Genomic DNA, 14,039 nt, shown 5'->3' with positions numbered 1-14,039 from the left:
TTTTCTGTTCTATCAATTCTTGCACGCTCATAGAGTTGAAGTATAAGAGTTGTCCAGCAGGGAAGGAGACAGAAGAATGAACAAAATACTGGCCTGGAATATCGGAAAGTGGAAAAAAAGATGTCTGCACGTGCTGGCCATGGGCCGTACGTTGTTGCTGCTTATGATTATATCCGCTCTGTTTTTTGTTGTACTCGGTCTGGGGGGCATGGCAGAGAAAAGGTTGAACAACTCGCCGGTTTCTTCCATGAAAGGTTTCGCGAGTGCTGTATCCAGCCGCTTTTTTGTGGATATGCTCGGCATGGAGATGCCCCACCTGACCCAGAAGGAGCAGACTTCCGCATTCTCCGGCGAAAACTTGACTACATTTGTATTTCAACTTCTTACGAATGTTAATCCACAGGACCCTAAAAGCTTGATTGCAAGAGAGATGCCAGGCATGGGCAGCAATCAACCGGTATTGCTCCGGCCAGGTTCAGGAAACGAGAAGGCCGAAGCACCTGAAGACTATCAACCAGGGCCAGGGCTGACGGATACGGCATCTGCTGGAGGAGGCAAAACAGGTGGCGAAATGCATATTCCACCAGGTCAGGATGACCCGGACAATTCCGAAACGGACGAGCCTGAAGGCGGAGAAGTAAAAGAGGATCCGCCGCCAAAGAACGGTGGTCAGGAAGGTGAAGCTACAACGGGTAAAAAAGCCGTGCTGATCTATCATTCCCATCCGCGTGAAGGATACAATCCACTGCTTGGCACCAAGAGTGATAACCCTTCCTCAGGAAAAGCAACAGGTAACGTTTTTCAGGTAGGGACGTACCTTTCTGACAGTTTGCAAAAGCTTGGCGTTGGAGTGGAGCATGCAAAGGACGATTACCCGACCAAAGTGAAGGATTACAACTGGAACTATTCCTATAAATATTCACGTCAGACGGTAAAGGCAGCCCTTGCCGAAAATGATGATTTAACCTATCTCATTGATATTCACCGGGATTCCCAGCGTCACAACAAAACAACGACAACCATTGATGGTAAGGGATATGCCAAAGTATATTTCATCATTGGGCATGAGAATCCGAACTGGCAACAAAATGAAGCTTTCGCTGCAAAAATACACAAGAAACTCGAAGCAAAGTATCCTGGTGTCTCCAGAGGCGTCTGGGGCAAGGATGGCGGCGGAGCAAATAATGGCGAGTATAATCAAACCCTCTCACCCAACAGCATTCTGATTGAAATCGGAGGGATCGACAATACAGGCGCTGAACTCAAGCGAACTTCACAAGTCCTTGCAGACATGATTGCCGAAGTATACTGGGAAGATCAGAACGTGGATAAAGCCAGTACGGGGACCAAGTCACAGGGTAGTTAATGTAGTTGATTATTTCAAAATATAACCTGATTGGAGGGGAGCATGTGTCCAAATTCGGCAAAAAAATGCTTACGGTCATTGTACTCATGTTATTAGGAGTTCTGCTGGGGATGCAGCTGGCAGGAAGTAACTTTCAGGTAGGTAACATTCCAGAGGTGCCAGCCGTAGTCAAAACAGAGCCAGAACCCGCTGTCGAATCGGAGCCTGCTGTTCCCGTACAACAGGAAGAAAAAGAGACGCCGATTGTTCCTGTACAAACGCCGAGTCAAGTGCTTGGGGCGGAACAGAACAAAGCACCCGTGGATGTGCTTGCGGACAAAACGGCAGGACTGCTTCAGAATTTGTCTCATAATGGAATTAAGTGGGTAGTTTCGCTGTTTAGCGGGGTTGCTGAATAAAAAGTCATCAAGTAAAGGTAAAATAAACCCTTGGAGATTACAATTAGGACGATTATTATAAAGTTGAGAGAACGCGGGATTGATGCACCCTGCATCAACTGTTATAATGAAGTGATTGACACTAGGCTGTTTCTGGGGGTAAGGAATGACTGACATTCGGGCAAGACAACGTAAAATTCGTAACTTTTCAATTATTGCACATATAGATCACGGTAAATCAACACTTGCGGACCGGATCTTGGAGTACACAGGTGCGCTCACCACAAGGGAAATGCAGGAGCAGGTACTGGACCAAATGGAGCTTGAACGCGAACGTGGTATTACGATCAAGCTGCAGGCCGTTGCCCTGTCTTATAAAGCGGATGATGGTGAAGAATATCTATTGAATCTAATTGATACGCCTGGACACGTAGACTTCACATATGAAGTATCTCGCAGTCTTGCTGCATGTGAGGGTGCGTTGCTGGTTGTGGATGCGGCTCAAGGAATCGAAGCCCAAACCCTGGCAAATGTGTACCTGGCATTGGATAATGACCTTGAAATCTTACCGGTCATCAACAAAATTGACCTTCCAAGTGCTGATCCGGATCGGGTGAAGCAGGAAGTGGAAGATGTCATTGGTTTGGACACCAGCAATGCAGTTCTGGCTTCCGCCAAAGCCGGCATCGGGATCAAAGAAATCCTGGAGCAGGTGGTACAGAGCGTGCCTGCACCGCAGGGTGATCCTGACCAACCGCTGAAAGCGCTGATTTTCGACTCGCACTATGACCCGTACAAAGGCGTAATTGTATATATCCGTGTCATTGACGGCAAAATCAAGTCGGGTTCCAAAATCAAAATGATGGCAACAGGAAAATCATTTGAAGTTATCGAAGTGGGTGCGTTTAAACCGCGTATGACCATTGTGGACGAGCTGAACGTGGGTGATGTTGGTTTTGTTGTTGCAGGTATCCGGCATGTAGGAGATACCCAAGTCGGGGATACGATAACAGATGCCAAAAATCCAACACTAGAACCTTTGCCGGGTTACCGCAAAATTAATCCAATGGTTTACTGCGGTCTCTACCCGATTGAGACATCTGATTATGTGGATCTGCGTGAAGCGCTTGAGAAATTGCAGTTAAACGATGCATCTCTCAGCTTCGAACCGGAAACCTCAAGTGCACTCGGCTTTGGATTCCGTTGCGGATTCCTGGGACTGCTTCATATGGATGTTATTCAGGAACGGATTGAGCGCGAGTTCAACATACCGCTCATTACCACAGCACCAAGCGTAATCTATCACGTGACATTGACGAATGGTGAAGTCATGCAGATTGATAACCCATCCAATTATCCTGAGGTGGGGAGAATTGATTACGTGGAGGAACCATACGTGAAAGCCTCCATTATCGTACCGAATGATTATGTAGGTACCATTATGGAACTTTGTCAAAACAAACGCGGCGAATATGTGAATATGGAATATCTCGATACAACTCGGGTTACCATTACGTATGAGATCCCATTGTCCGAAATTGTGTATGATTTCTTCGATCAATTAAAATCAAGTACCAAAGGTTACGCATCCTTCGACTATGAATTGTCTGGTTATCGTCAGTCTAATCTGGCGAAAATGGATATTTTGCTTAATGGTGAACAGGTCGATGCTCTGTCCTTCATCGTTCACCGTGACCGTGCATATAACCGCGGCCGCATTATCTGTGAGAAGCTGCGTGAGCTGATTCCACGGCAAATGTTCGAGGTGCCAATTCAGGCATCCGTAGGTACAAAAGTCGTTGCACGTGAAACCGTAAAAGCCATGCGTAAAAACGTACTCGCCAAGTGTTACGGCGGTGACATCTCGCGGAAACGGAAACTGCTGGAGAAGCAGAAGGAAGGTAAGAAGCGGATGAAGCAGGTCGGTAACGTTGAGGTACCGCAGGAAGCGTTCATGGCGGTGCTGAAAATTGATGACTAAACAATTTAATTTGAGGTACATCACAGAATGTGAGTATTTAAATTAAATTAAAAACGCAATCTCTGGGTACAACAATACGTTGCGTATCAGAGAATGCGTTAAACAATTTAATTTTGAATACAGCACAGAGTGTGTGTATGAAAATTGAATTGCAGAATACTAAATAAACCAAGCTGAAAGGGAAGCCGGATGGCTTTCCTTTTTTCAAATAGAGGGGGACTTGCCATGACATTGGCAGCACACAGCCGGAAAACAGGTGCACCCCAAGCGGTGTACCTTCACATTCCCTTTTGTACAAATAAATGCTTCTATTGTGATTTTAACTCTTATGTGCTGAAGGATCAGCCTGTAATGCAGTACCTTGAGGCATTGGAGCGGGAGATGGAACATACCGTCAAAGCCAATCCGCCAGGAGAGATCAAAACCATTTTTGTTGGCGGTGGCACACCAACGGCTCTCAAGCCGGACGAAATGGCAGTGTTCCTGCGGTCGGTTAAAACGTATTTCCCGAATTGGGCGGACGATATTGAATTTTCAATGGAAGCCAACCCGGGGACGACAGATGCCGAGAAGCTTGCTGTGATGAAAGAAGGCGGAGTGAACCGCGTCAGCTTCGGCGTACAGGCTTTTCAAAATGACCTGCTGACAGGCATTGGACGGATTCATAATACGGACGACGTATACCGCAGTCTGGAGAATGCCCGCAAGGCAGGATTGACTAATCTGTCCATCGACCTGATGTTTGGCTTGCCAAATCAAACCGTGGAAATGCTGAATGAGAGTATTGATAAGGCGCTTGAGCTGGGTTTGCCTCACTATTCCATATACAGTTTGAAAGTGGAAGAGAATACGCTGTTCCATACGTTGTATCAAAAAAATCAACTGCCGCTCCCTCATGAGGATGATGAGCTGCAGATGTATCTTCTATTAATGAAGCGAATGAAAGAAGCGGGATATGGCCAATACGAGATCAGTAACTTTGCCAAACCTGGATTCGAGAGTCGGCACAACATTACGTACTGGCGTAATGAGGACTATTATGGTCTTGGAGCCGGTGCGCATGGATACGTGGGCCGTGAGCGTCATATGAATATTAAAGGTATAAATCCCTATGTCGAAGCTTCCCGTGCAGGACTGCCTCGCCTGGACCATTTTGAGATCAGCCGTGCGGAAGCCATGGAAGATTATCTGATGGTTGGACTTCGCATGCTGGAGGGCGCATCTGCTTCGCGGTTCAGTGAACAGTTTGGAGAATCCATGGAAGACGTGTTTGCTAAGCCGCTTGGCAAAATGCTGAATGCCGGACTGCTTGAACGTACGTTAGACGGCTTCCGGCTCAGTGAACAGGGGATTCTGTTCGGAAATGACGTTTTTGCCGAGTTTATCGGGTCGATATCGCTGAATTCGTAGCTTGAAATTCCATACACTCTGTTGTATATTTATTCATATTGATTTTACAGAGCGTGTTATGGATTACAACTACGAAGTCAGCTTTCCTCTGGAAAGCTTGTATAGGAGGAGAGCGGGATGTCGGCGATATGCAGAAAAGCCGTGCCGGAAGATGTTGAACCATTGTTTGAAATGATTAAGGGATATGCTGAACGTGGGATCATGCTTCCGCGATCAAGGGAAGTACTGCATCGGCAGCTGGAACACTTTGTTGTAGCCGAAGTGAACGGTGAGGTGGTGGGCTGCGGCTCGCTGTGCCGTCTCGGTAATGATCTGGTGGAAGTCAGATCGCTTGGCATCTCCGAAGGACACAAAGGTATGGGGATTGGTTCCTTGCTGCTGGACCGTTTGGTGGAGGAAGCTGAGAAGCAGCACATTCCCAAGGTCATGGCGCTGACATACGAAGTTTCCTTTTTCCTCAAAAATGGCTTTGCCGTGGTGAACAAGGAGATATTCCCGGAAAAAGTGTGGACAGACTGTGTTCATTGCAGCAAGCAGGACTGCTGTGATGAAATCGCGGTGCTGAAGGAATTGAATGTATCTGCATAAAATAATGAAGGACCACATGCTTCGGAAGAATGTAAATTTCGTCTGAGCAGGGTCCTTTTCTTTTATCGTAATAAGTGACTGACACTGTTATGACTGGCCAGGAATAGTCTATACTATAAATAGATGGTTGCACTCATCAAACTGACTTGACAATCTTCACGTCAGTTTGGTATTTTTGTATTACCGCTTAGCACTCATCTAACCGGAGTGCTAACGACATGGGACAGTGCAGTCAGAAGGAGGGAATACTCACCATGTTAACAGAGCGTCAACGTATGATTCTGAACGCTATAGTGGATGACTATATCCGTTCAGCTGAGCCCGTAGGGTCCCGCAGCATTTCCAAAAGGGGAGATGTTGGATACAGTCCGGCTACGATCCGTAATGAAATGGCGGATCTCGAAGATATGGGTTTTCTGGAACAGCCGCATACCTCGGCAGGTCGTATCCCTTCGCATAAAGGCTATCGATATTATGTCGATCATTTGGTTCCATGGAATCAGGTGGAGCCGCAAGAGCTGGATGATTTAAAATCATTCTTTGCCGAAAAACTGAACGTCATGGAGCAAGTGATTCAGCATGCATCCGTCATCTTGTCGCACATGACCAATTATACTTCAATCCTGCTTGGGCCCGAAGTGTTTCACACGTCGCTGCGCCATTTTCAACTGCTTCCGCTAAATGAAAATACGGCCGTGGCTATTATTGTGACCAACACAGGTCAAGTGGAGAACAAGACTGTTCAAATTCCTCCGGAGATCTCGGTAGCCGAGATGGAGAAAGTGGTCAACTTGCTTAACGCCAAACTGGTTGGAGTGCCAATCTACAAGCTGAAATCCCGCCTCTATACCGAGCTGGGGCAAGAGATGGAACGGCATATTTCACGCTACGAGGAAGTTATGCAGGTGCTGAACAGTGCTTTTGACAACGAACATGATAACCGTCTTTTCCTCAGTGGTGCAACGAATATGTTAACCCAACCGGAATTCAAAGATGTCGAAAAGGTAAAAGATATTCTTGACCTGCTGGATGAGACACCAACACTCATGAAATTAATGATGCCTGTACCGGGTGGATCAGGTATTCAGGTGCGTATCGGCACCGAGAATGATCATGAAGCCTTCGCCAACTGCAGTTTGATTACAGCATCCTATTCATTGGATGGAGAAGCTCTGGGATCAATCGGGATACTGGGACCCACACGGATGGATTATGCACGTGTCATTCATATTTTAAATACATTATCTCGTGATTTAACGGCTATGCTAACGCATCGCTTCAAATAGGAACTATGCCGCAAGCCATAAGGATACGGGATTAAACGAATTCATTAGTATAAGGAGGTGAACATCTTGAAAGAGGAGCAATCATTCGCAGCAGAAGAACAGGAACAGCAGGAAACGACAGCGGCCGAGAGCCAGGAGCCTGTTAACGAAGCAGGAGCTGCAGAAGCGCAAGCTGAGGAGATGGCAGATCAGGGGCAAGATGAGCTCGCACGTTTGAAGACAGAGGTTGAGGAAACACAGCAGCGCTTTGTCCGTGCTCAAGCTGATTTTGATAACTTCCGTCGCCGTACACAAAAGGAAAAAGAGGAACTGGCGAAGTATGCTTCAATGAAGTTGGTCACCGAACTGGTGCCGGTTATTGATAACTTCGAACGTGCCATGGCTACTGTGCCGGAAGGTACGGAGTCCGAATCCTTCTCCAAAGGCATTCAAATGATCTTCCGCCAGCTGGAAACGGTGCTGAACAATGAAGGTCTGACTGCAATGGACACGGTTGGACAGCCATTTAATCCTGAATTCCACCAAGCAATTATGCAAGTGGAGTCCGACGAGTATGAAGAAGGTACCGTTGTGGAGGAAGTCCAAAAAGGCTATATGCTGAAGGATAAAGTACTTCGTCCTGCCATGGTTAAAGTCAGCTCATAATGTTGGTTGCAGAATTATGGGCTTCGCTCCATGGGTATGTAAGCTGTGACGAGGTTTAATATAAAGGTTTACACACATAGAGCACGATAAGGAAGAACTGCAAATAAGGATCAACCTGATCCATTTTAAATAGTTGAGGGAGGAAATTTTCCGATGAGCAAAGTAATCGGTATTGACTTAGGAACAACCAACTCTTGCGTAGCGGTAATGGAGGGCGGCGAGGCTGTCGTTATCCCTAACCCGGAAGGCGCACGTACAACCCCATCCGTAGTGGGTTTCAAAAAAGATGGAGAGCGCGTTGTTGGTGAAACAGCTAAACGCCAAGCGATCACGAATCCGGATCGTACGATCATCTCGATCAAACGTCACATGGGTACTTCCCACAAAGAAACAATCGATAGCAAAGATTATTCTCCACAAGAGATCTCTGCCATCATCCTGCAAAAATTGAAATCCGATGCTGAAGCTTACCTTGGCCAAACGGTAACACAAGCGGTTATCACAGTGCCGGCTTACTTCAATGACAGCCAACGTCAAGCAACCAAAGATGCAGGTAAAATCGCAGGGTTGGAAGTTCTGCGTATCGTCAACGAGCCAACTGCAGCAGCTTTGGCATACGGTATGGAGAAATCCGAAGACCAAACGATTCTCGTATATGACTTGGGTGGCGGTACATTCGACGTATCCATCCTTGAACTGGGTGACGGCTTCTTCGAAGTTAAAGCGACTAGTGGTGACAACCAACTGGGTGGCGATGACTTTGACCAAGTCATCATCGATTATCTCGTAAGTGAATTCAAAAAAGATCAAGGCATTGACCTTAGCAAAGATAAAGCAGCGGTGCAACGTTTGAAAGATGCAGCGGAAAAAGCGAAAAAAGAACTTTCCGGCGTATTGACTACAACGATTTCCCTGCCGTTCATCACTGTAGCTGACGGCGTTCCTCAGCACTTGGAGTTGAACCTGAGCCGTGCGAAATTTGAAGAAATCTCTGCTGATCTGGTTGAGCGTACGCTTGAACCAACTCGCCGTGCATTGAGCGATGCTGGCATGACTGCTAATGATATCGACAAAATTGTTCTGGTTGGTGGTTCCACACGTATTCCTGCAGTACAGGAAGCGATCAAGAAACTGACTGGTAAAGAGCCTCACAAAGGCGTTAACCCGGATGAAGTTGTAGCTTTGGGTGCAGCTGTACAAGCGGGCGTATTGACAGGTGACGTAAAAGACGTCGTATTGCTCGACGTAACTCCACTGTCCCTGGGTATCGAAACTGCAGGTGGCGTATTTACCAAAATGATCGAGCGCAACACAACGATCCCTACATCCAAGTCTCAAGTGTTCTCCACATATGCAGACAACCAACCAAGCGTTGAGATCCATGTCCTGCAAGGGGAACGCGAAATGGCAGCTGGCAACAAAACGCTCGGACGCTTCATGCTGGGAGATATTCCACCGGCTCCACGTGGTGTTCCGCAAATCGAAGTTAGCTTCGATATTGATGCCAACGGTATCGTTAACGTATCTGCAACAGACAAAGGTACGAACAAAACACAAAAAATCACGATCACTTCTTCGAGCGGTCTGAGCGATGCTGAAGTTGAACAAATGATGAAAGATGCTGAGCTGCACGCTGAAGAAGATAAAAAACGCAAAGAGCTCGTTGAAGCGAAAAACAGCGCGGATCAACTGATCTACTCTGTGGACAAAACGATTAAAGATCTTGGCGAAAAAGCCGATGCTGGTGAAGTTGAGAAAGCCAATGCTGCAAAAGAAAAACTGCAAGGCGTCCTGGCTTCCGACAACCTGGAAGATATCAAAGCTGCTACAGAAGAACTGACAGAGATCGTTCAACAACTGTCCGTTAAACTGTATGAGCAAGCACAGGCACAAGAGCAAGCAGCTCAAGGTGCTGAAGAGCAACAAGGTTCCGCTAAACGTGACAACGTCGTAGACGCTGATTACGAAGTCGTGGATGAAGATAAAAAATAAAACTAATTCACGGTTTTTCGTGGATTAATCATCGGTGACGTTCGGATCGAGGGGAAAGTCATAGCCGGGTCTTCCGTGCTTTGGCTTTCCTTTTGTCACGATGTGCGATAAGGTGAATGTTATGGGGGTGGAAGAGTGGCTGAAAAACGAGATTATTATGAGGTACTCGGCGTTGGCAAAAATGCGAGCGACGAGGAAATCAAAAAGGCCTACCGTAAGCTTGCCCGTCAGTATCACCCTGACGTAAACAAGGCAGCAGATGCGGAAGCCAAGTTTAAGGAAGTAAAAGAAGCTTATGATGTAGTCAGCGACAGCCAGAAGCGGGCTCAGTATGATCAGTATGGTCATATCGATCCGAATCAGGGTGGATTCGGCGGTGGCGGTGATTTCGGCGGCGGCGGATTTGGCGACATCTTCGATATGTTCTTTGGCGGTGGCGGCGGACGACGTGATCCGAATGCTCCGCAGCGGGGAAATGATCTGCAGTACACCATGACCATCGAATTCAAGGAAGCGGTGTTCGGCAAGGAAACCGACATTACCATTCCGCGTACCGAAAGCTGTGATACATGTCATGGTTCAGGTGCCAAACCGGGTACGAAGCCGAAGACTTGTTCGGTCTGCCAAGGTAGCGGTCAACAGGAAGTCGTGCAAAATACACCATTTGGCCGCATGGTCAATCGTCGTGCTTGTTCGAACTGTAATGGTTCTGGTCAAATCATTGAAGAAAAATGTACAACATGCAGCGGCAGTGGTAAAGTCCGCAAGCAGCGCAAAATTCACGTTCGCATCCCAGCGGGTGTGGATGACGGTGCTCAACTGCGTATGACTGGTGAAGGTGAAGGTGGTCTGCGAGGTGGACCAGCAGGAGACCTGTATATCGTCATTCGTGTGAAATCACATGATTTCTTTGAGCGTGAAGGCGATGATATCTACTGTGAAATTCCGCTTACATTTGCTCAGGCAGCATTGGGTGACGAGATTGAGATTCCAACGTTGACTGAAAAAGTGAAGTTGAAAATTCCAGCGGGTACACAAACCGGAACGTATTTCCGTCTTAAAGGCAAAGGGGTTCCACGCCTGCGCGGCATGGGCCAAGGGGATCAACATGTAAAAGTGGTTGTTGTTACACCAAGCAAGCTGAATGATGAGCAGAAAGATCTGCTTCGTCAAATCGCTGCACTGGATGGAGAGCAAACCCATGAACATGAACAATCCTTCTTTGACCGGGTGAAACGGGCTTTCCGCGGAGACTGAGCATCAACATATAACTTATCTAAGGACACTACAGCGATTTATGCCGTGGTGTCCTTTTTTTCATATACATAAGATTCAAGCTTGAGTGTTGCTCCTTCGTTACATGACAGTAGCTACTCATATAGGTGCCCCACATGGGATATTTCTGCATAATATGATCAATACTGCGGAAAGATAGCAAGGCGAGAACGATCATGCATAACTGTATGCGCAATCTTGGAAAGTAGGTGAACCGAATGACCGAAAAAAACATTTTGGCCTATTTTCATAGTCCGGAGCAAGCCGAGGGGGCAGCCAAAAAGTTGGAAGCCTTGCGTGTGGAAGACCTGTCCATTAATCGTTTTAGTCGTTACGCAGGTATTGGACCCAGTGGCGCTTCCTATACTCCAGGCGTTTCCGGCAGCTTCTCATCATGGGTACCTGGCGCGCTTGGTACGAATGCAACAGCGGGAATCATGGCCGCAGCAGATCCCTCTGCAAGTGGCATGAGTGATGGTGGACAAGAAGGTCCTACCGGCAGAGATGTATTGTTAACCGTTGTGGTAGACGAAGCCGTTCATCACCGAGCGTTATCCATTATTGAACAAGCTGGTGGAATGATCTAGAAATAAGCGGACTAACTTACTTATTTTGAGGGAGGATTATAACGATGGTTGAACACGAACGCCCAGGCAAGATTTTAACCAAAACGGAAAAGATGAAACGGATGCAATCCGCTAAAAACGAAGATGTGGAATTCAGTGCTGAGGTTGCGGACCATGATGACGTAGAGGCTATCCGGCGCAGTGAAGCGGCTGATCGTCGTCAGGGACGGGAGCTTCATGAATGAAGAACGCACGGCTGTAACCATCGAGGCGGTATTCACCAGCTGGTCTGAAGCCGAATCTGCACGAAGGGCTCTGGCGTTGCTGCATCCGAATCAGTTAAGCATCGAGAGCCTTGCGAGCGAGTCGCTTGCAAGAAACACAGAACCGCAGGAACGTACGGATGAAGCACCTACAGCTATAACAGGTGGATTCAGTGGCGAACTGAATGTGCTTGCACTCATCAGTGATGAACCTGAGATGTTGTCCAATGGCGAGGTCACGGATATGACAGAACAACGTGCATCCGCTCCTTCGGGGCAAGAAATCTTACTGACCGTTTCAATACCAAGCGACTATCTCCCTCAGGCGGCAGAGATGATTACCCAGAATGGTGGGCGTTTTTGCTGAGGGTTCTCCCTTTTCTTCGCACAATTTGAAACAGGATATCCGAGCAGTTAGCTGCGGGTGTCCTGTTTTTTTGCTTTAAATCTCAGGAACGGTTTTGTGCTCCTGCTCCCTTGTGTAGTACAATGATTGGGATGTTTGAAAAATGAGGAGGAAAAATCAAGTATGTTATGGCATGAACTAACAATACATACCACAGAAGAAGCTGTGGAAATGATCTCGAATTTTTTGCATGAAGCAGGTGCTGGAGGGGTCTCAATCGAAGAATCTGGCACATTAAATAAAGAACGTGATACGTCTTATGGCCAATGGTATGAGCTGCCTTTGAATGATATTCCGGAAGGTTTGGCTGTGATTAAAGGGTATTTCTCGGAAGGTACGGACATGGAAGCCCTTAAAGCAGAAGTTAACCCGAGAATTGAGCAGCTCTCCGAATTTGATATTGATGCGGGTGAGATCCGGTATGAGGTTCGTACGGTGGATGAAGATGACTGGGCTAATGCATGGAAACAGTACTTCAAGCCGGTCCGCGTATCCGATCGTTTGACGATCAAACCGACATGGGAAGACTACACACCAGAAAGTCCGGAAGAGAAGATCATCGAGCTGGATCCAGGTATGGCTTTTGGTACAGGTACACATCCGACTACCTCCTTATGCTTGCGGACGCTGGAATCAGTAATCCAGGGCGGCGAGGAAGTCATTGATGTGGGTACAGGCTCGGGTATTTTGGCGATCGGTGCCATTCAGCTGGGTGCAAAGCATGTTCTTGCACTGGATCTTGATCCGGTTGCAGTTTCGAGTGCGAAAGAGAACGTGCATCTGAACGGCCTGGAGCAGCAAGTTACGGTTAAAGAGAGTGATCTCCTATCTGTTCTTGGAAGCCAGGATCCTGCACTGGGTGTTCAGCTGCCTGTGAAAGTGATCGTAGCCAATATTTTGGCCGAGATTATTATGCTGTTTATTGATGATGTATACAATGCACTGGAACCAGGCGGTGTCTATATTGCCTCAGGGATCTGGAAAAACAAAGAGCAGGTTGTGCATGATGCACTCGTTGCTTCCGGTTTTGAAATTAGTGCGGTCCACCGTGATGAGGACTGGCTGGCTTATGTTGCCAGAAAGAGGTAACGAATGGACTTTCTGAATTCGCTCTTTCGTTATCCCATTGATCAGCTCCCGTTTTTCCTGCTGACGATTCTGATTGCTTTCACTGTCCATGAGTTTGCACATGCGTACTTTGCCAATAAATTTGGAGATCCGACCGCCAAGCTGCTGGGTCGGGTCACTCTCAATCCTGCAGTTCACTTTGATTTGTTTGGTGTACTGCTGCTTGTCATTGCCGGGTTCGGTTGGGCGCGTCCTGTTCCGGTCAACCGTGCGAATTTTGATAAGCCTAGATTAATGGGAGTTATTGTGTCGTTTGCTGGACCGCTTAGCAATTTGCTTTTGGCTATTGTGGGAACCATCATCTATGCTTCTCTTGTAGGTTCGGGAGCGTTAGGTGGGATTGAGAATGAACGATTGTTCACGGCGATCTCCATGTTCTTCTCCATTTTCAATCTGACGAACTTTTTCCTGTTCCTCTTTAACCTGATCCCATTGCCACCACTGGATGGTTACCGAATTCTTGAAGATGTATTGCCACCTTCGATTAGTCGCAAACTGCAAGGGGTTGAACAATGGTCCATCTTTATTTTTCTCTTAATTCTGATTATTCCTCCGCTGCAGAACGCTACAATTCAGCCATTATATGAATTAGCGCAGAATATGTATGTTAATTTGGCAAAAGGAATCATTGGATTCTATCGATAATATCACTAGTCTTTTTGGACTGAAATGCTGGTCAGAAGGACATAAAAGTTGTATGATCATCTGTGGCGATTGGATTCACGCCTGCCGCCCGGCAGGGTGAATGCCAGTCAT

General features: G+C 47.1%; 14 protein-coding genes. All 14 read left to right on the top strand.

Features of this window, described 5'->3' with window-relative positions; translation table 11 throughout:
* The first annotated feature begins 76 nt into the window (after window positions 1-76).
* The 14 genes from CHH60_RS12920 to CHH60_RS12855 all read left to right on the top strand — a co-directional run bounded on the left by CHH60_RS12920 (window position 77) and on the right by CHH60_RS12855 (window position 13,928).
* Window positions 77-1,366: a stage II sporulation protein P gene (locus CHH60_RS12920; protein ID WP_095359522.1), complete on the top strand. Its 1,290-nt coding sequence runs from the start codon at window positions 77-79 to the stop codon at window positions 1,364-1,366.
* Window positions 1,367-1,410: 44 nt separating this feature from the next.
* Window positions 1,411-1,764, top strand: a complete 354-nt coding sequence (locus CHH60_RS12915) for a hypothetical protein (RefSeq protein WP_095359521.1) — start codon at window positions 1,411-1,413, stop codon at window positions 1,762-1,764.
* A gap of 145 nt (window positions 1,765-1,909) precedes the next feature.
* Entirely contained in the window at window positions 1,910-3,724 is a 1,815-nt protein-coding gene (lepA, locus tag CHH60_RS12910) for a translation elongation factor 4 (RefSeq protein WP_095359520.1), read from the top strand.
* 225 nt (window positions 3,725-3,949) lie between these two features.
* A complete protein-coding gene (hemW, locus tag CHH60_RS12905) occupies window positions 3,950-5,134 on the top strand; it encodes a radical SAM family heme chaperone HemW (protein WP_095359519.1) in 1,185 nt (394 codons plus the stop codon).
* A gap of 117 nt (window positions 5,135-5,251) precedes the next feature.
* Window positions 5,252-5,722, top strand: coding sequence for an N-acetyltransferase (locus tag CHH60_RS12900; protein ID WP_095359518.1), 471 nt, complete (start codon window positions 5,252-5,254; stop codon window positions 5,720-5,722).
* 254 nt (window positions 5,723-5,976) lie between these two features.
* Window positions 5,977-7,008 (top strand): heat-inducible transcriptional repressor HrcA, encoded by a 1,032-nt coding sequence (gene hrcA, locus CHH60_RS12895; protein ID WP_095289841.1) that lies wholly within the window; start codon window positions 5,977-5,979, stop codon window positions 7,006-7,008.
* 66 nt (window positions 7,009-7,074) lie between these two features.
* On the top strand, window positions 7,075-7,653 hold the full coding sequence (gene grpE, locus CHH60_RS12890) for a nucleotide exchange factor GrpE (protein WP_095289843.1): 579 nt from the start codon (window positions 7,075-7,077) through the stop codon (window positions 7,651-7,653).
* Window positions 7,654-7,806: 153 nt separating this feature from the next.
* Window positions 7,807-9,645: a molecular chaperone DnaK gene (dnaK, locus tag CHH60_RS12885; protein ID WP_095359517.1), complete on the top strand. Its 1,839-nt coding sequence runs from the start codon at window positions 7,807-7,809 to the stop codon at window positions 9,643-9,645.
* A gap of 135 nt (window positions 9,646-9,780) precedes the next feature.
* Entirely contained in the window at window positions 9,781-10,902 is a 1,122-nt protein-coding gene (dnaJ, locus tag CHH60_RS12880) for a molecular chaperone DnaJ (protein ID WP_095359516.1), read from the top strand.
* A gap of 236 nt (window positions 10,903-11,138) precedes the next feature.
* On the top strand, window positions 11,139-11,507 hold the full coding sequence (locus tag CHH60_RS12875; RefSeq protein ID WP_095359515.1) for a hypothetical protein: 369 nt from the start codon (window positions 11,139-11,141) through the stop codon (window positions 11,505-11,507).
* A gap of 44 nt (window positions 11,508-11,551) precedes the next feature.
* On the top strand, window positions 11,552-11,731 hold the full coding sequence (locus tag CHH60_RS12870; RefSeq protein ID WP_095359514.1) for a YfhD family protein: 180 nt from the start codon (window positions 11,552-11,554) through the stop codon (window positions 11,729-11,731).
* Window positions 11,724-12,116: a hypothetical protein gene (locus CHH60_RS12865; RefSeq protein WP_095359513.1), complete on the top strand. Its 393-nt coding sequence runs from the start codon at window positions 11,724-11,726 to the stop codon at window positions 12,114-12,116. The genes CHH60_RS12870 and CHH60_RS12865 overlap by 8 nt, the downstream gene beginning before the upstream one ends.
* Window positions 12,117-12,278: 162 nt before the next feature.
* On the top strand, window positions 12,279-13,244 hold the full coding sequence (gene prmA, locus CHH60_RS12860; RefSeq protein ID WP_095359512.1) for a 50S ribosomal protein L11 methyltransferase: 966 nt from the start codon (window positions 12,279-12,281) through the stop codon (window positions 13,242-13,244).
* Window positions 13,245-13,247: 3 nt separating this feature from the next.
* Window positions 13,248-13,928, top strand: coding sequence for a site-2 protease family protein (locus CHH60_RS12855; protein WP_095359511.1), 681 nt, complete (start codon window positions 13,248-13,250; stop codon window positions 13,926-13,928).
* Window positions 13,929-14,039: the final 111 nt, after the last annotated feature.

Origin of the sequence: Paenibacillus sp. 7523-1 (assembly GCF_002276415.1) — a bacterium.
Taxonomy (GTDB): domain Bacteria; phylum Bacillota; class Bacilli; order Paenibacillales; family Paenibacillaceae; genus Paenibacillus; species Paenibacillus illinoisensis_A.
This window is presented reverse-complemented; position numbering and strand designations above follow the sequence as displayed.